Here is a 23,955-nt window from a genome sequence, read left to right as displayed (position 1 = left end):
CGGCCCGCGGCTCTACGTGCAAGCACAATCCGCGCAGGAAACCCCATGATGGACGCGTTCGAACTCCCCAGCACTCTGGCTCAAGCCCTTCAACGCCGGGCGGCTCAGACCCCCGATCAAGTGGCCTTGCGCTTTCTTGCCGAAGAGCAGGATCAGAGCGTGGTCCTCAGTTATCGCGACCTGGATCTGCGTGCCCGGACCATCGCCGCGGCGCTGCAGGCCAATGCCGCTCTGGGCGATCGCGCGGTGCTGCTGTTCCCCAGCGGCCCCGATTATGTCGCGGCGTTTTTCGCCTGCCTGTATGCCGGGGTCATCGCGGTGCCGGCCTATCCGCCGGAGTCGAGCCGACGCCATCACCAGGAGCGGCTGATCTCGATCATCGCCGACGCCGAGCCGCGGCTGCTGCTGACCAGCAGCGGGCTGCGCGATGGCCTGGCGCAGATGGACGAGCTGCAAGGCGCCGACGCGCCGCAGCTGCTCTGCGTGGATACCCTGGCGGCGAACCTGGCCGAAGGCTGGACGGCCACTGAACTGCGCGGCGAAGACATTGCCTTCCTGCAATACACCTCGGGTTCCACCGCCTTGCCCAAGGGCGTGCAAGTCAGCCACGGCAACCTGGTGGCCAACGAGTTGCTGATCCGCCGCGGCTTCGGCATCGACCTCAACCCCGACGACGTGATCGTCAGCTGGCTGCCGCTGTACCACGACATGGGCCTGATTGGCGGCCTGTTGCAACCGATCTTCAGCGGCGTGCCCTGTGTATTGATGTCGCCGGCCTACTTCCTCGGCCGGCCGTTGCGCTGGCTGGAGGCGATCAGCGAATACGGCGGCACCATCAGCGGCGGCCCGGACTTCGCCTACCGCCTGTGCAGCGAGCGGGTCAGTGAGTCGGCCCTGGAGCGCCTGGACCTCAGTCGCTGGCGCGTGGCCTATTCCGGGTCCGAGCCGATCCGCCTGGACACCCTGGAGCGCTTCGCCGAGAAGTTCGCCGCCTGCGGTTTCACCCCGAACAACTTCTTTGCTTCTTATGGCCTGGCCGAAGCCACCCTGTTTGTCGCCGGCGGCACCCGTGGCCAGGGCATCCCGGCCCTGCGCCTGGACGAGCAGGCCCTGGCGCAGAACCGCGCCGAGCCGGGCACCGGCAACGCCATGATGAGCTGCGGCACCAGCCAGCCCGAGCACGGGGTATTGATCGTCGAGCCGAACACCCTGGCCGAGCTGGAAGACAACCAGGTCGGCGAGGTCTGGGCCGCCGGCCCGAGCATTGCCCATGGTTACTGGCGCAACCCCGAGGCCTCGGCCAAGACCTTCGTTCGGCACGCCGGCCAGACCTGGCTGCGCACCGGCGATTTGGGGTTCATGCGCGGTGGCGAGCTGTTCATTACCGGCCGCTTGAAAGACATGCTGATCGTGCGTGGGCACAACCTTTATCCACAGGACATCGAGCAGGCCATCGAGCGTGAGGTCGAGGTGGTGCGCAAGGGCCGGGTCGCGGCGTTCGCCGTCACCGGGCAGGGCGAGGAAGGCATCGGCATCGCCGCGGAAATCAGCCGTAGCGTGCAGAAGATCCTCACGCCGGATGCGCTGATCAAGCTGATTCGCCAGGCCGTGGCCGAGGCCTATCAGCAAGCGCCGAGCGTGGTGGTCCTGCTCAACCCCGGCGCCTTGCCCAAGACCTCCAGCGGCAAGCTGCAACGTTCGGCCTGCCGCAACCGCCTGGCCGATGGCAGCCTCGACAGCTATGCCGTCTTCCCCGATCGCCAGGCCGCGACCAGCGAGGCCAGCGGCGAAGCGACCAGCGAACTGCAAGAACTGATCGGCCGTATCTGGCGCGAGCAGCTGCACGTCGAGCAAGTGGCGAGCGACGACCACTTCTTCCTGCTGGGCGGCAACTCCATCGTCGCGACCCAGGTCGTCGCGCGGCTGCGTGAAGAGCTCGGCCTGGAGCTGAACCTGCGCCTGCTGTTCGAGGCGCCGACCCTTGGCGCCTTCGCCGCGCAGGTCGCGCAGCGGCAACAGGACGGCGGCCTGGCCCAGGGCGCGATCAGTGCCTTGTCGCGTGCCGAGGCGCTGCCCCAGTCCCTGGCGCAGAACCGCCTGTGGATCACCTGGCAGCTCGACCCGCAGAGCAGCGCCTACAACATTCCCGGCGGCCTGCGCCTGCGCGGCGAGCTGGACGAAGATGCCCTGCGCGCCAGCTTCCAGCAACTGATCGAACGCCACGAATCCCTGCGCACGCGCTTTTTCGAACGCGACGGCCAGGCGCTGCAACAGGTCGAAGCCGCCGGCGAATTCAACCTGCAAGTGATCGACCTCGGCGACCTGCCGCTGGCCGAGCGCGAGGCGCGGGCGCAGCAGATCCGTGAGCAGGAGGCCCGTACCCAGTTCGACCTGGAACAAGGCCCGTTGCTCTGGGTGACCCTGGTGCGCCTCGACGACGAGGAACACCAGTTGCTGGTGACCCTGCACCACATCATCGCCGACGGCTGGTCGCTGAATGTGCTGATCGACGAGTTCTCGCGCCTGTATGCTGCCGCCGTACAAGGCCAGGCGGCGAGCCTGGCGCCGTTGCCGCTGCAATACGCCGACTACGGCAGCTGGCAGCGCCAATGGCTGGCCCAGGGTGAAGGCGAGCGGCAACTGGCCTACTGGAAACAACAGTTGGGCGACGAGCACCCGAGCCTGGGCCTGGCCACCGATCACCCGCGTTCGGCGCAGCGGCAACACAGCGCCGCGCGTCACAGCCTGCGCCTGGGGGCGAGCCTGAGCGAAGCCATTCGCCAGACCGCCCAGGCCCATGAATCGACGCCGTTCATGCTGTTGCTCACGGCCTTCCAGAGCCTGCTGCATCGCTACAGCGGCCAGCGCGACATTCGCATCGGCGTGCCCAACGCCAACCGTCCGCGCCTGGAAACCCAGGGCCTGATCGGCTTCTTCATCAACACCCTGGTGCTGCGCGCCGAGGTGGATGGCCGCCTGCCATTTAGCGCGCTGCTGGCGCAGACCCGCCAGGCCGCGCTGCAAGCCCAGGCCCATCAGGACCTGCCGTTCGAGCAACTGCTCGAAGCCTTCCCCCAGGCCCGCGAACAGGGGCTGTTCCAGGTCATGTTCAACCACCAGCAGCGTGACCTCGGTGCCCTGCGCCGGCTGCCCGGGCTGCTGGCCGAAGAGCTGCCGTGGCACAGCCGCGAGGCCAAGTTCGACCTGCAACTGCACAGTGAAGAAGACCGTAACGGCCGCCTGAGCCTGTCCTTCGACTACGCCGCCGAGCTGTTCGAGGCCGCGACCGTCGAGCGCCTGGCCGAGCATTTCGTCAGCCTGCTGCGCGCAGCCTGCGAGCGTCCGCAGACCGCCATCGCCGACCTGCCATTGCTCAACCCCTGCGAACAGGCACAGCAGCAACAGTGGAGCGAAGCCCCTTGCGCGGCGGCCAGCCAATGGCTGCCCGAGCTGCTCGACGCACAACTGCAACAGACTCCGGAACGCACCGCGCTGGTGTGGCAGGGCGGCGAGCTGAGCTTCGCCGAGCTGCATGCCCAGGCCAACCGCCTGGCCCATTACCTGCGCGACAAAGGGGTCGGCCCGGATGTCTGCGTGGCCATCGCCGCCGAGCGTTCGCCGCAGCTGTTGATCGGCCTGCTGGCGATCGTCAAGGCCGGCGGCGCCTATGTGCCGCTGGACCCGGACTACCCGGCCGAACGCCTGGCCTACATGCTGGCCGACAGTGGCGTCGAGCTGCTGCTGACCCAGACCCGGTTGCTCGAACGCCTGCCCCAGGCCACAGGCGTCAGCGCCATCGCCATGGACAGCCTCAAGCTCGACAGCTGGCCGAGCCATGCGCCGGGCCTGCACCTGCACGGCGACAACCTGGCCTATGTGATCTACACCTCCGGTTCCACCGGCCAGCCCAAGGGCGTGGGCAACACCCACGCGGCCCTGAGCGAACGCTTGCAGTGGATGCAGAATACCTACCGCCTGGACGTCAGCGATGTGCTGATGCAAAAGGCGCCGATCAGCTTCGACGTGTCGGTGTGGGAGTGCTTCTGGCCGCTGATCACCGGCTGCCGCCTGCTGCTGGCCGCGCCGGGCGAACACCGCGACCCGCATCGCATCGCCCAGTGGGTGCAGCACTACGGCGTGACCACGCTGCACTTCGTGCCGCCGCTGTTGCAGCTGTTCGTCGATGAGCCGCTGAGCGCCGAGTGCGGCAGCCTGCGCCGGCTGTTCTCCGGTGGCGAAGCCTTGCCGGCCGAATTGCGCGACCGGGTGCTGGAGCAACTGCCTAACGTCCAGCTGCACAACCGTTATGGCCCGACCGAAACCGCGATCAACGTCACCCACTGGCAGTGCCGCAGCAGCGATGGCGAGCGTTCGCCCATCGGCCGGCCGCTGGGCAATGTGATCTGCCGGGTGCTGGACGCCGACCTCAACCCGGTGCCGGCCGGCGTGCCGGGCGAGCTGTGCATTGCCGGGATCGGCCTGGCCCGGGGTTACCTCGGGCGGCCGGGGCTGAGCGCCGAACGTTTTGTCGTCGACCCGCTGGGCACCGAGGGCGCGCGCCTGTACCGCACTGGCGACCGTGTGCGCTGGGCGGCCGATGGCGCGCTGGAATACCTCGGGCGTCTCGATCAGCAGGTCAAGCTGCGCGGCTTCCGTGTCGAGCCCCAGGAAATCGAAGCGCGCCTGCTGGCCCAGGAGGGCGTGGCCCAGGCTGCGGTGCTGGTGCGCGAGACCGCGGCCGGTGCGCAGCTGATCGGTTATTACACCGCCACCGCGGATGTAGAAGATGAAGACGCGCAGACCACGCGCCTGAAAACCGCCCTGGCCAGCGAGTTGCCGGAGTACATGGTACCGGCGCAACTGCTACTGCTTTCGGCCATGCCCCTGAGCCCGAGCGGCAAGCTCGACCGCCGTGCCTTGCCGGAACCGCAATGGCAAGTGCGTGAACACGTCGAGCCGGTCACCGACCTGCAACGGCAGATCGCGGCGATCTGGCGCGAGGTGCTGGGGCAGCAGCGCATTGGCTTGCGCGATGATTTCTTTGCCCTGGGCGGCCACTCGCTGCTGGCCACGCAGATCATTTCCCGGACCCGCCAGGCCTGCGACGTCGAGTTGCCGCTGCGGGCCTTGTTCGAAGCCAGCGAACTGGGCGACTTCGCCGAGCAGGTGCGGCTGATCCAGGCATCCGGCACGCGCAACCGGCAGCCGCCGATCGCCAAGGTCGACCGCAGCGCGCCTGTGCCGTTGTCTTATTCCCAGCAGCGCATGTGGTTCCTCTGGCAGATGGAACCGGACAGCCCGGCCTACAACGTCGGCGGCATGGCGCGCTTCAAGGGTGTGCTGGATGTCGGGCGTTTCGAGGCGGCGCTGCAAGCGCTGGTCCTGCGTCATGAAACCCTGCGCACCACGTTTCCTAGCGTCGACGGTGTGGCCCAGCAACGGGTGCACGGGGAAACCGGCGTGCGCATGGCCTGGAAGGACTTCTCCAGCCTGGATGCAGCGGCCCGTGAGCAGCGCCTGCAACAGCTGGCCGACAGCGAAGCGCACCAGCCGTTCGACCTGGAAACCGGTCCGCTGCTGCGCGCCTGCCTGGTCAAGGCGGCGGAGCAGGAGCACTATTTCGTGCTGACCCTGCACCACATCGTCACCGAAGGCTGGGCGATGGACATCTTCGCCCGGGAGCTGAGCGCGTTGTACGAAGCCTTTATCGACGACCGCGACTCGCCGCTGGAACCGCTGCCGGTGCAGTACCTGGACTACAGCGTCTGGCAGCGCCAGTGGCTGGAGTCCGGCGAGCGTCAGCGCCAGCTGGATTACTGGACCGCGCAACTGGGCAACGAACACCCGCTGCTGGAACTGCCAAGCGACCGCCCACGGCCGCCGGTGCAAAGCCATCAGGGCGAGCTGTACCGCTTCGACCTCGGCGATGAGCTGGCCGCGCGGGTGCGCCGTTTCAACGCGGAACATGGCCTGACCCTGTTCATGACCATGACCGCGACCCTGGCGGTGTTGCTCTATCGCTACAGTGGCCAGACCGACCTGCGCATCGGCGCGCCGGTAGCCAACCGCATCCGCCCGGAAAGCGAAGGGCTGATCGGTGCCTTCCTCAACACCCAGGTGTTGCGTTGCCAGCTCGACGGGCAGATGAGCGTCGGCGAGCTGTTCGAGCAGGTGCGGCATACCGTGATCGAAGGCCAGTCCCATCAGGACCTGCCGTTCGACCACCTGGTGGAAGCCCTGCAACCGCCGCGCAGCGCTGCCTACAACCCGCTGTTCCAGGTGATGTGCAACGTCCAGCGCTGGGAGTTCCAGCAGAGCCGGACCCTGGCCGGCATGACCGTGGAATACCTGGCCAATGATGCGCGGGCCACCAAGTTCGACCTCAACCTGGAAGTCACTGACCTCGACCATCGCCTGGGTTGCTGCCTGACCTACAGCACCGACCTGTTCGACGAACCGCGCATCGCACGCATGGCGGCGCACTGGCGCAACCTGCTGGAGGCCTTGATCGAGAGCCCCGAGCAACGCCTGAGCGAATTGCCGCTGCTCGGCCGCGCCGAGCAACAGCAGCTGCTGGACAGCCTGGGCGTCGAGCCCGGCGAACACCGCCTGGACCAGTGCATCCACCAGCTGTTCAGCGAACAGGCGCTGCTGCGCCCGGACGCGCCGGCCCTGACGTTCGCCGGGCAGACCCTGAGTTACGCCGAGCTCGACAGCCGCGCCAACCGCCTGGCCTGGATGCTCCGTGAGCGTGGCGTCGGCCCGCAGGTGCGGGTCGGCCTGGCCCTGGAGCGCTCGCTGGAAATGGTCGTCGGCCTGCTGGCGATCCTCAAGGCCGGCGGCGCCTACGTGCCGCTGGACCCGGAATACCCGCTGGACCGCCTGCACTACATGATCGAAGACAGTGGCATCGGCCTGCTGCTCAGCGACGCGGCGATGTTCCAGGCCCTGGGCCAGCTGCCGCCGAGCGTGGCGCGCTGGTGCCTGGAAGAGGACGGCGCGCAACTGGCCAACTACCCAGCCAGCGAGCTGCCCTTTATCAGCCTGCCGCAGCACCAGGCGTACCTGATCTACACCTCGGGTTCCACCGGCAAGCCCAAAGGCGTGGTGGTGTCCCACGGCGAGATCGCCATGCACTGCCGCGCAGTGATCGAACGCTTCGGCATGCGCCCGGACGACTGCGAGCTGCACTTCTATTCCATCAACTTCGACGCCGCCACCGAGCGCCTGCTGGTGCCGCTGCTCAGCGGTGCCCAGGTGGTGCTGCGGGCGCAAGGGCAGTGGGGCACCGAAGAGATCTGCCAACTGATCCGCCAGCACCGCATCAACATCCTCGGCTTCACCCCGAGCTACGGCAGCCAGCTGGCGCAGTGGCTGGCGACCCAGGGCGAAACCCTGCCGGTGCGCATGTGCATCACCGGCGGCGAAGCGCTGACCGGCGAGCACCTGAGCCGCATCCGCGCGGCGTTCAAGCCGAGCCTGTTCTTCAACGCCTACGGCCCCACCGAAACCGTGGTCATGCCCCTGGCCAGCCTGGCGCCGGAGCAACTGGAAGAGGGCGCCGGCAGCGTGCCGATCGGTACGCTGGTGGGGGAGCGCGTGGCCTACATCCTCGACGCCGATCTGGCCCTGCTGCCCCAAGGCGCCATCGGCGAGCTGTATGTCGGCGGGGCTGGCCTGGCCCAGGGTTACCACCAGCGTCCGGGCATGAGCGCCGAGCGTTTCGTCGCCGACCCGTTCAGCAGCAATGGCGGGCGCCTGTATCGCACCGGCGACCTGGTGCGCCAGTGCGCCGATGGCCAGGTGGAATACATCGGCCGGGTCGACCATCAGGTGAAGATTCGTGGCTTCCGTATCGAGCTGGGGGAAATCGAAAACCGCCTGCTGGAACATGAGTCGGTGCGTGAAGCGGTGGTGCTGGCCCTGGACATGCCGGGCGGCAAACAGCTGGCGGGCTATCTGGTGACCGATGTCGCCGAGCAGAGTGACGAGCAGCAAGCTGCCTTGCGCGAGGCGATCAAGGCCCAGCTGAAAATCCATCTGCCGGATTACATGGTGCCCACCCATTTGGTCCTGTTGGCGAGCATGCCGCTGACCGCCAACGGCAAGCTCGACCGCCGTGCCTTGCCGGCGCCGGACCTGGAACTCAACCGCCAGCAGTACGTGGCGCCGAGCAACGAGCTGGAGCAGACCCTGGCCCAGGTCTGGGGCGACGTGTTGAACCTGCGGCAGGTCGGCCTGCACGACAACTTCTTCGAACTGGGCGGCGACTCGATCCTGTCGATCCAGGTGGTCAGCCGCGCCCGCCAGCTGGGCATTCATTTCAGCCCGCGCGACCTGTTCCAGCATCAGACCGTGCAGACCCTGGCCGCGGTGGCCGGCCGCAGCGAGCGGATCGTTGCCGAGCAAGGCTTGCTCAGCGGCGAGTCGGGCCTGACGCCGATCCAGCACTGGTTCTTCGACAGCGAGATCCCCGAGCGTCAGCACTGGAACCAGGCGCTGCTGCTGGCGCCGACTCAACTGCTTGATGGGCAGTTGCTGGAACAGGCGCTGCAAGCGCTGCTGGCCCAGCATGACGCCCTGCGCCTGCGCTTTACCCAGGTCGCCGGCCAATGGCAGGCGATGCATCAAGCGTTGTCCGAAGCGCCGCTGCTGGTGCAGATGCATGTGGCGTCTATGGACCAATGTGCTGCGCTGTTCGCCGAGGCCCAGCGCAGCCTCGACCTGAGCAACGGACCGCTGTTGCGCGCGCTGCTGGTGGACGGTCCGCAGGAGCAGCAACGCCTGTTCATCGCCATCCACCACCTGGTGGTCGATGGCGTGTCCTGGCGGGTGCTGCTGGAGGATCTGCAAAACCTCTACCGCCAGCTTGAAGCTCAGCAGACGCCGCGCCTGCCGGCGAAAACCAGCGCCTTGCGCGATTGGGCGTCCCGCCTGCAGGCCTATGCCGGCAGCGAGTCGCTGCGCGAAGAGTTGAGCTGGTGGCAGGACCAACTGGCTGGCCCGGCGACGACGCTGCCGGTGCAGCACCCCCAGGGCGGGCGGCAGCACAAGCATGCGCGGACCGTCAGCGTGACACTGGATGCCGAGCGCACCCGGCAACTGCTGCAACAGGCGCCGAGCGCCTACCGCACCCAGGTCAACGACCTGCTACTGACCGCCCTGGTCCGCGTGCTGTGCCGCTGGACCGGCGAGGCCTCGGCGCTGATCCAGCTCGAAGGCCACGGCCGCGAAACCCTGTTCGACGAGATCGACCTGACCCGTACGGTCGGCTGGTTCACCAGCGCTTACCCGCTGCGCCTGACCCCGCAGGCCATCGAAGCGGCGGCCGGGCAGGGCGCCTCGATCAAGGCGATCAAGGAACAGCTGCGCGCCGTACCGCACAAAGGCCTGGGGTATGGCGTGCTGCGCTACCTGGCTGACGCGGCGATCCAGCAGGGCATGGCGGCCTTGCCGCAGGCGCCGGTCACCTTCAACTACCTGGGGCAGTTCGACCAGAGCTTTGCCAGCGATGCGCTGTTCCGTCCGCTGGACGAACCGCTGGGCGCCGCCCATTCACCACAGGCGCCACTGCCCAACGAGCTGAGCGTCGACAGCCAGGTCTACGCCGGTGAGCTGGTGTTGCGCTGGACCTTCAGCGGCGAGCGTTTCGACCCGCAGACCATCGACGCGCTGGCCCAGGCCTACCTCGGCGAACTGCACAGCCTGATCGCCCATTGCCTGGAGGACGATGCCGGTGGCCTGACGCCGTCGGACTTCCCCCTGGCGCGCCTGACCCAGGCGCAACTGGACGCGCTGCCGGTAGCGGCCAGCGCCATCGAGGACGTCTACCCGCTGACCCCGATGCAAGAGGGCATGCTGCTGCATACCCTGCTGGAACCGGGCACCGGCCTGTACTACATGCAGGACCGCTACCGCATCAACAGCGAGCTGGACCCGGCGCGTTTCGCCCAGGCCTGGCAGGCGGTGGTGGCCCGTCACGAAGCCCTGCGCGCGTCCTTCTGCTGGAACGTCGGCGAAGACATGCTGCAGGTGATCCACAAGCCGGGCAGTACGCCGATCGAGTTCCTGGACTGGAGTGCCGTCGCCGAAGCCGAGCAGGAACCGAAGCTGCAGGCGCTGCTGAAAAGCGAGCGCGAGGCCGGTTTCGATCTGCTCGAACAGGCACCGTTCCACCTGCGACTGATTCGCGTGGGCGCCGCGCGCTACTGGTTCATGATGAGCAACCACCACATCCTGATCGATGCCTGGTGCCGTTCGCTGTTGATGAACGACTTCTTCGAGATCTACACCGCCCTGGGCGAAGGTCGCGAAGCCCGGCTCGGCGTGCCGCCGCGCTACCGCGACTACATCGGCTGGCTGCAACGCCAGAGCCTGGCCGAGGCGCGCCAGTGGTGGAAAACCAACCTGCAAGGCTTCGAGCGCACCACGCCGATTCCGAGCGACCGGCCGTTCCTGCGCGAACACGCCGGCGACAGCGGCGGCATGATTGTCGGTGACTGCTACACCCGTCTCGAGGCCCGCGACGGTGCGCAACTGCGCGAGTTGGCGCAGCAGCATCAACTGACCGTCAACACCTTTGCCCAGGCGGCCTGGGCCCTGGTCCTGCGGCGCCTGAGCGGAGAGCGTGACGTGCTGTTCGGCGTCACCGTGGCCGGGCGCCCGGTGGAAATGCCGGAGATGCAGCGCACCGTCGGCCTGTTCATCAACAGCATCGCGCTGCGGGTGCAACTGCCGGAAGACGGCCAGCGCCTGAGCGTGCGCCAGTGGCTCGGCAGCCTGCTGGAACGCAACATGGAACTGCGCGAATACGAGTACCTGCCGCTGGTGGCGATCCAGGAAAACAGCGAGCTGCCCAAGGGCCAGCCGCTGTTCGACAGCCTGTTCGTGTTCGAGAACGCGCCGGTGGAAGTCTCGGTGCTGGACCGCGCGCAAAGCCTGAACGCCACCTCGGATTCCGGCCGCACCCACACCAACTTCCCGCTGACCGCGGTGTGCTACCCGGGGGATGACCTGGGGCTGCACTTGTCCTACGACCAGCGTTATTTCGAGCGCTCGACCATCGAGCGCATGCTCGGCGAGTTCAAGCGCCTGCTGCTGGCGTTGGTGCAGGGCTTCCATGGCGACATGGCCGAGCTGCCGCTGCTGGGCGCAGAAGAGCAGGACTTCCTGCTCGCCGGCTGCAACCAGAGCGAACATGAGTACCCGCTGGAGCGCAGCTACGTCGAGCTGTTCGAGGCCCAGGTGGCGACGCACCCGCAACGCATCGCCGCCAGTTGCCAGGACCTGCGATACAGCTACGCCGAACTGAACCAGCGCAGCAACCGCCTGGGCCACGCCCTGATCGCCAACGGCGTCGGCCTGGACCAGCCGGTGGCCTTGCTGGCCGAGCGCAGCCTGGACCTGCTGGGCATGATCATCGGCAGTTTCAAGGCCGGCGCCGGCTACCTGCCGCTGGACCCAGGCCTGCCGGGCCAGCGCCTGGGGCGGATCATCGAGCTGAGCCGCACGCCGTTGCTGGTCTGCACCGCGGCCTGCCAGGCACAGGCGCACGCCTTGCTCGACGAATTCGCCTGCGCCAACCGACCCCGTTTGTTGGTCTGGGAAGAGGTGCAAGCGGCCGATCATTCGTTGGACAACCCAGGCATTTACAGCGGCCCGGACAACCTGGCCTATGTGATCTACACCTCGGGCTCCACCGGCCTGCCCAAGGGCGTGATGGTCGAGCAGCGCGGCATGCTCAATAACCAGTTGAGCAAGGTGCCGTACCTGCAATTGAGCGAAGCCGATGTGATCGCCCAGACCGCGTCGCAGAGCTTCGACATTTCGGTCTGGCAGTTCCTCGCCGCGCCGCTGTTCGGTGCGCGGGTGGACATCGTGCCGAACGCCATCGCCCATGATCCGCAAGCTTTGCTGGCCCACGTGCAGGCGCAGGGCATCAGCGTGCTGGAAAGCGTGCCGTCGCTGATCCAGGGCATGCTCGCCCAGGAGTCGATCAACCTCGACGGCCTGCGCTGGATGCTGCCGACTGGCGAAGCGATGCCGCCGGAGCTGGCGCAGCAATGGTTGCTGCGTTACCCGCAGATCGGCCTGGTCAACGCCTACGGTCCGGCCGAATGCTCGGATGACGTGGCCTTCTACCGCATCGACCTGGCCTCGACCCGTGGCAGCTACCTGCCGATCGGTATGCCCACCGACAACAACCGCCTGTACCTGATGGATAGCGCGCTGGACCTGGTGCCGCTGGGCGCGGTGGGCGAGCTGTGCGTCGCCGGTACCGGGGTCGGCCGTGGTTACGTCAGCGATCCGCTGCGCACCGCCCAGGTGTTCGTGCCTCATCCGTTCGGTGCCCCGGGCGAACGCCTGTACCGCACCGGCGACCTGGCCCGGCGTCGCGTCGATGGCGTGCTGGAGTACGTCGGGCGCATCGACCACCAGGTGAAGATCCGTGGCTACCGCATCGAGCTGGGGGAAATCGAAGCCCGCCTGCACGAACAACCGGAAGTCCGCGACGCGGCGGTCGGCGTGCAGGAAGGGGTCAATGGCAAGTATCTGGTGGGGTATTTGGTAAAGAGCCTGGTGGCCAGCGACTCGGCGCTGAACCCGACGGAACGCCTGGAGCGCATCAAGCAACGCCTGCGCGCCGAGCTGCCGGAATACATGGTGCCGCTGCACTGGCTGTGGCTGGAGCGCCTGCCGCTCAACGCCAACGGCAAGCTCGACCGCAAGGCCCTGCCGGCCCTGGAGATCGGCCAGCTGCACAGCCAGGACTACCTGGCGCCGCGCAGCGCGCTGGAGCAGACCCTGGCCGCTATCTGGGCCGAGGTGCTCAAGGTCGAGCGGGTCGGGGTCCGGGACAACTTCTTCGAACTGGGCGGGCATTCGCTGCTGGCCACGCAGATCGCCTCGCGGGTGCAGAAAACCCTGCAACGCAACGTGCCGCTGCGGGCGATGTTCGAGTGCAGCACGGTGGAGGAACTGGCGCACTACATCGACAGCCTGGCGGGCAGTGAAATCAACGAGGAGAAGGTCGATCGCCTGAGCGATCTGATGGCGGAGCTGGAGGGGCTTTAACGCCGCCTCTTTAACCCTTTGGCAAACAGTCCCGCGTCTACTCTGTAGGCGCGGGCCTGTTCGTAATGGGTCGTCAGGCTTGTACGGCACTTGAGACTAGTCCGATTGACGGCAACCTTTCAACGGCACAGTCTACCGGGGCATTTTTCGCAGCCCACCTGACAGGAGACAGTTGATGCCTTTCGCGACTATTGATGGACAAACCCTTCACTACCTGGACCAGGGCAGCGGCCCCGCGGTGCTGCTGGCCGGCAGTTACCTGTGGGACCTGAACATGTGGGCGCCGCAGATCGAGGCGCTGTCCAAACAGTACCGGGTGATCGCCCTGGACCTGTGGGGCCACGGCCAATCCGGCGCGCTGCCGCAAGGCACCGCTTCACTGGACGATATCGCCCGGCAGGTGCTGGCGCTGCTGGACCTTCTTGAGATCGAGCGCATCACCCTGGTCGGCTTGTCCGTGGGCGGCATGTGGGGCGCGCGCCTGGCCCTGGCGGCGCCGCAGCGCATCAATGGCCTGGTGCTGATGGACACCTACCTTGGGGCCGAGCCGGAGCCGACCCGCCAGTATTATTTCTCGTTGTTCAAGCAGATCGAAGAGGTGGGGACCATCCCGCCACCGCTGCTGGACATCGTGGTGCCGATTTTCTTCCGTCCGGGCATCGACCCGCAGTCGGCGCTGTACCAGGACTTCCGCGCCGTGCTCGCGGCACTGCCCAGCGAACGCCTGCGCGAAAGCGTGGTGCCCATGGGCCGCATCACCTTCAGCCGGGCGGATGTGCTGGCCAGCCTGAACCAACTGGACCCCGCCAGCACCTTGTTGCTGTGCGGCGACCAGGACAAACCGCGCCCGCCCTCTGAGACCCGGGAAATGGCCGAGCTGATCGGCTGCCCTTATCAACTGGTGCCCGAGGCGGGGCATATCTCCAACCTGGAGAACCCGGAATTTGTCACCGAGGCGCTGCTGAAGTTTTTGGCCGAGCGGCAAGCCTGCTGATGCCACGGCGGCGCTTGGGCTGACGTCATCGCGAGCAAGCTCGCTCCTACGGGGGGCGATGCAGCTTTTGTAGGAGCAGCCGGTCGACGCTCGATTGCTCGCGATGCGATTTTCCAGAATACCCACGACCGGCATCACCCCACGGACTCTGTAGCCGCTGCCGCAGGCTGCGAACGGGCTGGGCGGCATTCCGACGAAGCGGCCGCAAACCAGACGCCAGTGTTTCGCCTGACACACCGTGTTGGCAGGTTTGGCGCCTGCTGCGCAGTCGATCGCAGCCTCGCGGAGCTCGGCAGCGGCTACAGGGGCTGTTTCGCTTTCTTTTGTAAGGCTTTTCCGAGAAACTCCCACGCGCTTGAGTGCGCCTGTATGCGGGGCTAGGCTGCCTGGGTCATCGCCAAATCGATGACTCGGATGTGCAAGTCCGATGCTTTCAGGTTCATAAACGCTCAGTCATGCTTGAGCGTTTTCATGTCCGCTGTTTTATGGCGGCCGTGCGCGGGAGGTCTTCGGACCTGCCGGGTGTCCTGAGAGCCGGTCTTGCACACCCGCGTACGGCTGCCACCTTATTCGTGTGCAAGCGAACGGTGTCGGCTCCTTTATTTCTCAGGAGTTGAACCATGAAAAAGCTAGTCCCCGATCCACCCATTGATTCCCCCAGCACTTACCGCTACCCCGAACTGAAACTCGCCAACCAGGCCCTGCGCCAGTCCTTGGCCGAGCAGCCTGTCGAAACGGTGCCATTCACGTCCTTGGCCACCACTTCGTCGGTACGCGTCACCCCGGATTCCTTGTTCCACGTACGCGAAGGCATCAGCGCCGAGGAGGCCCTGGTGCATGTTTCTCTGTTGCTCAAATGCGCTGAAGAAGTCAGCGATGAAATCACCGAACGCGGCAGTGGCCTGGAGCGTGGGTTGATCTGGTCGATGGTCCATTCCGTGGAAATGGCCAGGGCGGTGGTGGATGCGTTGCTGGATGGGCGTCAGGATCGTTGATTTGCGTTGTTTTTGAGGGCCCTATCGCGAGCAAGCTCGCTACAGGGGTCGATGCAGCCTTTGTAGGAGCGAGCTTGCTCGCGATGGCGGCGTGTTGAACGCCGCCGATTTGCGCCTTACCTAGGCCCGAGAATCTTCACCAGTTTGCCCGGCGCCGGGGCACCTTGTTGCTGTTGCAGTTCGCCCTGGTCGTCCAGGTAGAAGATCGCCGGGGTGGCGGACAGCTCCAGTTCGTCCATCAGCGCCATGTTGGCGTCGAGCTTGGCCTGGACTTCGGCGGGGATCTTGTCCAGGGGCTTGAGGCTGCTGCCCTTGCCGGCTTTTTCGTGGTCTTGCAGGGCTTTCTGCGGGTCTTTGGCGGCCAGCAGGGCGGCGGATTTGCCCGGGCTGTCTTCGCGGATGATGCCGACCATGATGTGCCGCAGCTGGACCTTGCCGGCGTTCACCCAGGGCCGCGCCTGTTCCCAGAACAGGTTGCAGTAGGGGCAGTTGGGGTCGCTGAACAGGTAGACCACGCGCGGCGCGTCGGCCTTGCCGTCGGCGATCCAGTGGCTCTTTTCCATCTTGGCCCAGACTTCCTTGGCCATCGGCGCATACACCAGTTTCTGCAGCGGCTCGGCGCTCAGGTCCTTGCCGTCGGCGTCGTACAGGTTGCCCAGCAGCACATGCTTGCCATCCGGGGTCAGGTACAGGGCCATGCCGCGGTTCTGGTACTGCGCGGCATAACCCTTGAGGCCGTCCGGGGCGTCGAAGCGGCCGACGATCTTGGCGCCTTTGGCTTCGATGTTCTTGATCGCCTGGGGCAGTTCTTCGGCGTGCAGCAGCGGTGCCTGGAGCAGCGCCGCACCCAGGGACAGGCTCAGCAGGTGGCGGATGAAGGGCATGGCGGTTTCCTTGAAGGGGCGGCTTGCGTGGCCGTGGTCGAATGCGGTCGGTCGAAATGTTCCAGGGCGCGGGCCAGGCTGGCCTCGGACAGCTCGCCCAGGTGGCTGCCGAGCATGCGCCCGTCAGCGCTGTAGAACAGCGTAGTCGGTAGCGCCATGGAGCCCACGGCCTGGCCCAGGCGGCCGCTGCCGTCGAACAGCACATTGTTCAGGTTCAGCTCCTGGGTGGCCAGGAAGGTGCTGACGCTTTGCATGCTTTCGGCCTGGTTGACGAACAGGAAGGTCAGGTCCGGGCGCTGCTGCTGGGCTCTTTCCAGCACCGGCATTTCCCGCCGGCAGGGCGGGCACCAGGTGGCCCAGAGGTTGATCACCAGGGGCTTGCCCTGGTAGCTGGTCAGTTGCACGGTGCCGCCGTCGGCGTTGCGCAGGGCGATCTCCGGCAACCGCGTGCCTTGTTCGAAGATGCCCAGGGACAGGCTGGCGAGCAGCCAGAAGGCCAGGCCGCAGCCGACCCCGGCGCCCAGCGGCTTGCGCAGGGCCGGGCGGCGCCAGCCCCAGGCGAGGGCGGCCAGCAGCAGGACGATGACCCCCGGCCAAGGGAGAAAACCACCGTCGCGCAGGTCGATGATCTGCCACAGGTCGTCGCGGTAATGCTTCCAGTAGGCGACCACGAAGCCGATGCGCGCGGCCAGCATGCCCAGCAGGAACAGGCCGAACAGCACCGATTCCGGGTTTTCGCCACCGCGCTTGGCGACTCGCCAGCCGACCAAGGTGGCCAGCGCCAGGGCACTGATCAGCAGCAGGTGGTTGAGCGCGATGGCAAAGGTGCCGATGGTAAAGGTCAGCATCAACGGGCTTCTCGGTTAGCGATCCAGCGTTGCAGGAAGCCAGCGGCATCTACCTCGCCGGTAATCCGCTGGCCACGTCGTTCTTCGCCGTCCGGGCCGATCCACAGCAGGCTCGGCGGCCCCGGCACTTTATACCGCTTGAGCAGTTCGCGGCTGGCGGCGTTGTCGGCCGTCACGTCCAGGCGCAGCAGGCGCACGTCGTTCAGGGCCTCGAGGACCTGGGGCTGGCCGAACACCTGTTTCTCCATGATCTTGCAGGACACGCACCAGTCCGCGTAGTAGTCCAGCAGCACCCACTGGCCCTGGGCCCTGGCGGCGTCGAGAGCGCCTTGCAGGTCGGCTGGCGCCTTGACGGTGGTGAAGGCGTCGTGGGCGCTGACCGCCGCCACGCCATTGCCGCCGCTGTAGACCTTCAGCGGTCGCCACAGGTCGTCGCTGCCACCGGCTGCGCCCACCAGCAGCAGGCTGCCCCACAGGCCGAACACCACTGAACCGGCGCCGAACAGGTGCCCGGCGCGCCCGGCGGCACGCATCTGGTACCAGGCGGTGTAAGCCAAGACCAGCGCCAGCGCGCCCCACAAGCCGATCCACAGCGACTCGTCGAGCACCGGGCGCAGCAGCACGATGGCGGTGCCGAGGAACAGGAAGCCGAACACGCCCTTGAGCAGGTTCATCCACGGGCCGGGCTTGGGCAGGAAGCGGTTGCCCACGGTCACCAGCAGCAACAGCGGCAGGCCGATGCCCAGGCCCATGACGAACAGGATCAGCCCGCCGTGCAGGGCATTGCCGCTCTGGGCGATGTACAGCAGGGCGCCGGCCAGCGGCGCGGTCATGCACGGGCCCACCAGCAGCCCGGACAGGGCGCCGAGCACCCCGGCGCCGACCAGGCTGCCGCCACGGCGCGAACGGCTGGCGTTTTCCAGGCGATCGCGCAGGGCCGCCGGCAGTTGCAGCTCGAAGAAGCCGAACATCGGCAGCGCCAGGATCACGAACACCGCGGCAAAGCTGCCCAGCAGCCAGGGCTGTTGCAGCAGGGCTTGCAGGTTGGCGCCGAGCAGCGCGGCGAGCACGCCCATGGCGGCATAGACCAACGCCATGCACACCACGTAGCTGCCGGCCAGGGCGAAGCCGCGACGCGGGCTGGCGCCGCTGCCCACCACCAGGCCGGCGAGGATCGGCAGCATGGGCAGCGAGCAGGGAGCGAAGGCCAGCAACAGGCCCAGGCCGAAGAACACCAGCAGGCTCCAGCCCAGGGCCCGCTGTTGCAGGCCGCTGGCCAGGGCCTGGTCGCTGGCCTCGGTACTGGCCCCGGTGGCGGCGGCCGGGCTGCCGCCCAGGTCCACTTCCAAAGATTGCGGCGGGTAGCACAGGCCGGCGTCGGCGCAGCCTTGCCAGCCGAGCGTGACCTTGCCGCTGGCGCCAGCGGGGATTTTCAGTTCCAGGCCCTGGCGATACACCTGTTGCGCGCCGAAGAATTCGTCGCTGTGCGCCTCGCCCTCGGGCAGGGCCGGTTTTTGCGCGTCCGCCAGGCCGTCGAATCGCAGCCGTTGCTGATACAGGTAATAGCCGTCGGCGATCTGCCAGAACAGCTGGGTTTCCCCCGAGGCCAGGCGTTCGGAGGTGAAGACGAAGGCCTTGCCGACCGGGAGAAAGTCGGGCTTGACCTCGAACGGGTTGTTACCCGCCTGGGCCAGGCCCGACAGCAGCATGAACAACAGGATGAACAGACGACGCATGGAAAAGCCTTAAACCGGTGCAAGTGACCGCACAATGGCCGATAGCGATTAACCGATGATTAACCCTGCACGCCTTGTGACACTGGCGGTGCGGGCATAATGTCGGCTTAATCGGCGATAGTTTTAATGCACCCCTTTTTAACGGGTTCCACCATGCACGTACTTGTCTGTGAAGATGATGAGCTGATTGCCAGCGGAATCGTGGCCGGCCTCACGGCCCAGGGCCTGACGGTCGAGCACGTGGCCACGGCCTCGGCGGCGCGGGCCATGCTCGGCGTGGCCCAGTTCGACGTGATGGTGCTCGACCTCGGCCTGCCCGACGAAGACGGCCTGAAGCTGCTCAAGCAACTGCGCCACAACGGCCTGGAAATCCCGGTGCTGGTCCTCACCGCGCGGGATTCGGTCAGCGACCGGGTCGACGGCCTGCAGGCCGGCGCCGACGATTACCTGCTCAAACCCTTCGACCTGCGGGAACTGGCGGCGCGCCTGCACACCCTGTTGCGCCGGGTGGCGGGGCGCAGCGTCAACCTGATCGAACACGGCCGCCTGACCTACGACCCGAGCACCCGCGAAACCCTGCTCGGCGGCCAGCCGGTGGACCTGTCGCGGCGCGAGCAGGCGCTGCTCCAGGCGCTGCTGCACAACCGCGGCCGGGTGCTGTCCAGCGAGCAGCTCAAGGACAGCGTCTACGGCTTCAACGACGAACTGGAAAGCAATGCCCTCAACGTGCATATCCACCACCTGCGGCGCAAACTCGGCAACGGCATCGTCGAGACCGTGCGTGGCCTGGGCTATCGCCTGGGGCCGGCGGATGGCGGGAAGGAGTTGTAATTGATGAGCCTGCGTTTGCGCCTGAGCCTGACCATCGGCGCGGCCTTCGTGCTGATCTGGGCGCTGGCCGCGGCCTGGATGTTCAGCGACTTGCGCAACCAGATGATGTTTTCCCTCGACCAGCGCCTGGTGGCTTCGGCGCGTATGGTCGCTGGCCTGCTGGAGCAATTGCCGCCCTTGTCGAGCAAGGGCGAAGGCACCCATTTCAGTGCCGAACAGCTGAACATTCCCGGGGGCATGGCCTGCCAGGTCAGCTCCCTGCGCGGCGAGATCCTCGCCCGCAGCCATAACCACCCCGACGAAAAGCTCGAAGCCGAACGCATGGGCTTTCACGACCAGATGATCGATGGCGTGCGCTGGCGCAGTTTCACCCTGGCCCGGGGCGACCTGCGCATCACCACCGCCGACCGACAGGTCGAGCGCGAGGCGCTGAACATGTCGGTGCTGCTGGCCGCCTCGGTGCCGGTCGGCGTGGCGTTGCTGGGTTGCCTGTGGTTGCTGTGGCTGGGGATCGGCCAGGGCCTGGCGCCGCTGAACCGCATGCGCGATGCCTTGATGCGCCGCAGCGCCGACTCCCTGGAGCCGTTGCAGATCCAGCCGCTGCCCAGCGAGTTGCGGCCCTTGCTGGAAACCCAGAACCAGTTGTTCCAGCGCATCGGCAAGACCCTCGAGCGCGAGCGTCGCCTGACCGGCGACGCCGCCCACGAGTTGCGCAGCCCGCTAACGGCGATCAAGACCCACCTGCAAGTGGCGCGCATGACCGACGGCGCGGCCCGCGATCAATCCCTGGCGCGCGCCGAAGAAGGCGCCGACCGTCTGCACCGGACCCTGGAGCAGTTGCTGTTGCTGGCGCGGGTCGAGGGCAGCCTGTCGTTCGAGGACGGTGTGCAGTGCAGCGCCGAACAGGTGGCGAAGACCGCGATCCAGGACGCCGCCAGCGGCGCCCGGCAGCGGATCAGGCTGCATATCGACGAGCGGGTGTCGGCGGCGCCGCTGGAAATGCCCTCGGTGCTGGCCATCGCCGCGCTGCGCAACCTGCTGGACAACGCCCTGCGTCATACCCCGAGCGATGCGCCGGTGGAACTGAACCTGGAAGCCCTCGGCAACCGTGTGCGCTTCCAGGTGCGCGACCATGGCAACGGTATTCCCGAGGATGACTTGCAGCACTTGACCCAACGCTTCTGGCGCAATGGCCAGAGCACCGGTTGTGGCCTGGGCCTGGCCATTGTCCAAGCGATCGTCCAGCGTTGCGGCTGCGTGCTGCATTTCGACAGCCGGCCCGATGGCTTGCGCGTTGAACTGACCATGCCGCTGCAATCGGCCTGACGGCCTTTCCTACAGAAGAGCGCATTCTTCTGTAGGAGATTCTATGTCTACCCAACCGTATCAACCGCCGGTCGATACGGTTGTTGGGTCTTCATCAGGGCGAAAGCGATACGGGCCAACTTGCGGGCGAGGATGACCAGCGCTTCTGTTCGTTTCAGGCCGCGTTGCAGGTATTGCTGGTAACGCTGTTGCCAGGCGGCGGTCCTGCTTGCCGCCATGGCGGCGTTGTGGAGCAGGCGACGGATCTCCGAGTCGCCTTGCTTGCTCAGTTTGCGCCGACCGCTGTAGCGCCCGGATTCCTTGACCCGCACATCCAGGCCCAGGAAGGCGATGAACGCATCGCTGTTGCGGAAAGATCCTCGCAGGAACGCCAGGTTGAGGGCCGCAGCGGTGAGCGGGCCGATGCCTTCGATCGCCTGGCAACGCTTGGCCTGCTCAGCCAGGCCCGCCTCCTGCAACGCCTTGTGCACTTGCTCGTTAAGCCGCCGTTCCAGGCGTTTGATGCGCTCCAGTACCGGTTTCAGCTCCCGGGCCATCTGCCGGTCTTGAGCAAAACTCAGGCGCAAGGCGGTGGCGCTGCGGACCAGCGTGGCGCGCCGGCGCAGCAGCAGTTGCAGGCGCCGATAAGCCTTGCAGGCGGGGTTCCAGGGATGCAACTGGTTCTGCTCATGGGCCAGGTAACGCGCCAGCAAGCGGGCATCGCTCTGGTCGGTTTTGGCGCGGCCACCGATCCCCTTGCGGTAGTTGCTCAGGCGGTAGCCATCGATGACATAGATCCTGTGCCCACATTGGTAAGCCAGATCCGCCAGCAGGACGTGGTAAGTGCTGGTGGCCTCGATGGCCACGGCACAGTCTGCGGGCAATGTTTTCAACCAGGTCACGATCGCGCGTCGATCGTTGGCCAACGTAGCGCTTTGCTGCGTATCGAGGCGATACAGGCTCAGGTTTTCCTTGGCGACATCGATGCCGATGATGGGGGTTTGTATTGTCATGAGACGCTCCTGCAGACAAGATAAAACGACCTGTCGGGGACTCACGTTTGGCGCAGGCTTGTAGATATGGTCGGTCTTGAGGTGGTGCTCAAGCCGATGGATTCCTTATCGGCGCTTGTGGTGAACGCGAGAGTGGGGGAAATCTCCTACCGTCTGGCTTGCAGAAGCGAGTTAAGTCCCTCCACCCCGACAGGCCTACCTTAGGACATACAAGCGAGCTTGCTCGCGATAGCGTTCTCATGTCCGCCACAGCCTTTATGGTTGATACGCAATAAACCCTCTCCCGGGTGTAAATCCTCCCGCCGCTGATGCGTTTCCAGAACAGGAAAACCTGCGAGTGCGCGCTGAACCGGCTGCGTACCTGTGTGGTGTGCGGTTTCGCTCAACTCATCAGCGTGAGGATTCGAGAGATGTCAGTTGCTACCAGCCTTGTCGACGATCAGCCTGGGCGGACCAGTCCCGCGCCGGCCGAAACGCTTTACCAGTTCACCGAATCGCCGTTGCTGGCCCGCCAGAACCAGCAGGAATCCAATGCCCGCAGTTACCCGCGACGGATCCCGCTGGCGCTCAAGCGCGCGCGCGGGATTCATGTCGAGGACGTCGAAGGCCGGCGTTTCATCGACTGCCTGGCCGGTGCCGGCACCCTGGCCCTGGGCCACAACCACCCAGTGGTGATCGAGGCGATCCAGCAGGTGCTGGCCGATGAGTTGCCGCTGCTGACCCTGGACCTGACCACTCCGGTCAAGGACCAGTTCGTCCAGGACCTGTTCGGCCTGTTGCCGCCGGCCCTGGCCGCCGAGGCGAAAATCCAGTTCTGCGGCCCCACCGGCACCGATGCCGTGGAAGCGGCGTTGAAGCTGACCCGTACCGCCACCGGCCGCAGCACCGTGCTGTCGTTCCAGGGCGCCTACCACGGCATGAGCCAGGGCGCCCTGAGCCTGATGGGCAGCCTGGGGCCGAAGCGGCCGTTGGGTGCGCTGCTGACCAATGGTGTGCAGATCCTGCCGTTCCCTTACGACTACCGCTGCCCGTTCGGCCTGGGTGGCGAGGCGGGGGTAAAAGCCAACCTGAGCTACCTGGAAAACCTGCTGAGCGACCCGGAAGCCGGCGTGCAACTGCCGGCGGCGATCATCGTCGAGGCGGTGCAGGGCGAGGGCGGGGTGATTCCCGCCGACCTCGACTGGCTGCGCGGTGTGCGGCGGATCACCGAAAAGGCCGGCGTGGCCTTGATCGTCGACGAAATCCAGAGCGGTTTCGGCCGTACCGGCAAGATGTTCGCCTTCGAACACGCCGGGATCATCCCGGATGTGGTGGTGATGTCCAAGGCTATCGGCGGCAGTCTGCCGATGGCGGTGGTGGTCTACCGCGACTGGCTCGACACCTGGCTGCCGGGCGCCCATGCCGGCACCTTCCGTGGCAATCAGATGGCCATGGCCACCGGTTCCGCGGTGATGCGCTACCTCAAGGAGCACCAGGTGGCCGAGCATGCCACGGCCATGGGCGAGCGTTTGTGCGAGCACCTGCGGATCCTGCAGCGCGACTTCCCGCAGATGGGCGACATTCGCGGGCGGGGCCTGATGCTGGGCATCGAACTGGTGGACCCGGCCGGCGAGAAAGACGCCCTGGGCCATCCACCGCAGTTCAGCCGCTTGGCGCCGCTGGTGCAGCGTGAATGCCTCAAGCGCGGGTTGATCCTGGAAATGGGCGGGCGCCATGGCAGCGTGGTGCGTTTCCTGCCGCCGCTGGTGATCACCGCCGCCCAAATCGACCAGGTGGCGGATATTTTCAGCCGGGCCTTGGCGGCAGCGGTCGCCAGCCTCTAATTTTCCACGGATCTCGAACGTTCCTTATTCACAACCGCTGCGCGTCCAGCGCAGCGAGCCTTACAGCGATGGAGACACGTAATGACTTCAGTATTTGACCGCGAGGACATCCTCTTTCAGGTAGTGGTCAACCATGAGGAGCAGTATTCGATCTGGCCGGACTACAAGGCCGTGCCACAAGGCTGGCGCACCGTGGGCAAGAGCGGCCTGAAAAAGGAATGCCTGGCCTACATCGAAGAGGTATGGACCGACATGCGCCCGCTGAGCCTGCGGCAGAAGATGGACGCCCAGGCGGCCAACTGACTGCCCCGCCCCTGTAGCCGCTGCCGAGCCCTGGCGAGGCAGCGAACGGCCGCGCAGCGGACGCGACGGGGGCAATGCGATTATCCTGATCTAACGCATGCTCAGGTTTTGCGCCTGCTGCGCAGTCGATCGCAGCCTCGCAGGCTCGG

At 66.4% G+C, this 23,955-nt stretch carries 11 protein-coding genes; 7 read left to right on the top strand and 4 right to left on the bottom strand.

Features of this window, described 5'->3' with window-relative positions; all coding sequences use genetic code 11:
* Positions 1 to 45: 45 nt before the first annotated feature.
* The 3 genes from IF690_RS20395 (at position 46) to IF690_RS20385 (ending at position 15,063) form a co-directional block, all read left to right on the top strand.
* A complete protein-coding gene (locus IF690_RS20395; protein WP_202697142.1) occupies positions 46 to 13,074 on the top strand; it encodes a non-ribosomal peptide synthetase in 13,029 nt (4,342 codons plus the stop codon).
* 175 nt (positions 13,075 to 13,249) lie between these two features.
* A complete protein-coding gene (locus IF690_RS20390; protein WP_202697141.1) occupies positions 13,250 to 14,068 on the top strand; it encodes an alpha/beta fold hydrolase in 819 nt (272 codons plus the stop codon).
* Positions 14,069 to 14,688: 620 nt separating this feature from the next.
* Complete coding sequence (locus IF690_RS20385; protein WP_202697140.1) at positions 14,689 to 15,063, top strand: DUF6124 family protein; 375 nt, start codon at positions 14,689 to 14,691, stop codon at positions 15,061 to 15,063.
* Positions 15,064 to 15,179: 116 nt separating this feature from the next.
* On the opposite strand, the gene dsbG is transcribed toward IF690_RS20385, so the two are convergent.
* Genes dsbG through dsbD form a run of 3 tightly spaced genes read right to left on the bottom strand, consistent with a single transcriptional unit; the run spans position 15,180 to position 18,531 of the window.
* A complete protein-coding gene (gene dsbG, locus IF690_RS20380) occupies positions 15,180 to 15,947 on the bottom strand; it encodes a thiol:disulfide interchange protein DsbG (RefSeq protein WP_202697139.1) in 768 nt (255 codons plus the stop codon).
* Positions 15,923 to 16,795 carry a TlpA disulfide reductase family protein gene (locus IF690_RS20375; protein WP_202697138.1) on the bottom strand — a complete coding sequence of 291 codons (873 nt, stop codon included), beginning with the start codon at positions 16,793 to 16,795 and terminating at the stop codon, positions 15,923 to 15,925. The genes dsbG and IF690_RS20375 overlap by 25 nt, the downstream gene beginning before the upstream one ends.
* Complete coding sequence (dsbD, locus tag IF690_RS20370) at positions 16,795 to 18,531, bottom strand: protein-disulfide reductase DsbD (protein WP_202697137.1); 1,737 nt, start codon at positions 18,529 to 18,531, stop codon at positions 16,795 to 16,797. Before dsbD ends, IF690_RS20375 begins: the two co-directional genes overlap by 1 nt.
* Before the next feature lie 153 nt (positions 18,532 to 18,684).
* On the opposite strand from dsbD, the gene IF690_RS20365 reads away from it, so the two are divergent.
* Together IF690_RS20365 and IF690_RS20360 are read left to right on the top strand one after the other, a co-directional pair.
* Positions 18,685 to 19,362 (top strand): response regulator, encoded by a 678-nt coding sequence (locus tag IF690_RS20365; RefSeq protein WP_202697136.1) that lies wholly within the window; start codon positions 18,685 to 18,687, stop codon positions 19,360 to 19,362.
* A 3-nt stretch (positions 19,363 to 19,365) separates the two neighbouring features.
* Entirely contained in the window at positions 19,366 to 20,688 is a 1,323-nt protein-coding gene (locus IF690_RS20360) for an ATP-binding protein (RefSeq protein ID WP_202697135.1), read from the top strand.
* A gap of 47 nt (positions 20,689 to 20,735) precedes the next feature.
* Here the strand turns inward: IF690_RS20360 and IF690_RS20355 are convergent, their stop codons facing one another.
* On the bottom strand, positions 20,736 to 21,680 hold the full coding sequence (locus IF690_RS20355) for an IS110 family transposase (RefSeq protein WP_202697134.1): 945 nt from the start codon (positions 21,678 to 21,680) through the stop codon (positions 20,736 to 20,738).
* Between the two features lie 410 nt (positions 21,681 to 22,090).
* Here IF690_RS20355 and IF690_RS20350 point away from each other — a divergent pair, with 410 nt between their 5' ends.
* On the top strand, positions 22,091 to 23,503 hold the full coding sequence (locus IF690_RS20350; protein ID WP_202697133.1) for an aspartate aminotransferase family protein: 1,413 nt from the start codon (positions 22,091 to 22,093) through the stop codon (positions 23,501 to 23,503).
* 81 nt (positions 23,504 to 23,584) lie between these two features.
* Positions 23,585 to 23,806: an MbtH family protein gene (locus tag IF690_RS20345; protein ID WP_202697132.1), complete on the top strand. Its 222-nt coding sequence runs from the start codon at positions 23,585 to 23,587 to the stop codon at positions 23,804 to 23,806.
* Positions 23,807 to 23,955: the final 149 nt, after the last annotated feature.

Origin of the sequence: Pseudomonas sp. SK3(2021), assembly GCF_016772375.1 — a bacterium.
In the GTDB taxonomy this organism is placed as follows: domain Bacteria; phylum Pseudomonadota; class Gammaproteobacteria; order Pseudomonadales; family Pseudomonadaceae; genus Aquipseudomonas; species Aquipseudomonas chlororaphis_I.
The sequence above is the reverse complement of the archived record's forward strand: the minus strand, read 5'-3'. Positions and strand labels throughout refer to the sequence as shown.

Bases quoted from the DNA above. Each gene is read 5' to 3' on its own strand.
- IF690_RS20360 (WP_202697135.1), top strand. From the start codon at position 19,366: ATGAGCCTGCGTTTGCGCCTGAGCCTGACCATCGGCGCGGCCTTCGTG.
- IF690_RS20365 (WP_202697136.1), top strand. From the start codon at position 18,685: ATGCACGTACTTGTCTGTGAAGATGATGAGCTGATTGCCAGCGGAATC.
- IF690_RS20395 (WP_202697142.1), top strand. From the start codon at position 46: ATGATGGACGCGTTCGAACTCCCCAGCACTCTGGCTCAAGCCCTTCAA.
- IF690_RS20355 (WP_202697134.1), bottom strand. From the start codon at position 21,680: ATGACAATACAAACCCCCATCATCGGCATCGATGTCGCCAAGGAAAAC.
- IF690_RS20350 (WP_202697133.1), top strand. From the start codon at position 22,091: ATGTCAGTTGCTACCAGCCTTGTCGACGATCAGCCTGGGCGGACCAGT.
- IF690_RS20390 (WP_202697141.1), top strand. From the start codon at position 13,250: ATGCCTTTCGCGACTATTGATGGACAAACCCTTCACTACCTGGACCAG.
- IF690_RS20375 (WP_202697138.1), bottom strand. From the start codon at position 16,795: ATGCTGACCTTTACCATCGGCACCTTTGCCATCGCGCTCAACCACCTG.
- IF690_RS20345 (WP_202697132.1), top strand. From the start codon at position 23,585: ATGACTTCAGTATTTGACCGCGAGGACATCCTCTTTCAGGTAGTGGTC.
- IF690_RS20385 (WP_202697140.1), top strand. From the start codon at position 14,689: ATGAAAAAGCTAGTCCCCGATCCACCCATTGATTCCCCCAGCACTTAC.
- dsbD (WP_202697137.1), bottom strand. From the start codon at position 18,531: ATGCGTCGTCTGTTCATCCTGTTGTTCATGCTGCTGTCGGGCCTGGCC.
- dsbG (WP_202697139.1), bottom strand. From the start codon at position 15,947: ATGCCCTTCATCCGCCACCTGCTGAGCCTGTCCCTGGGTGCGGCGCTG.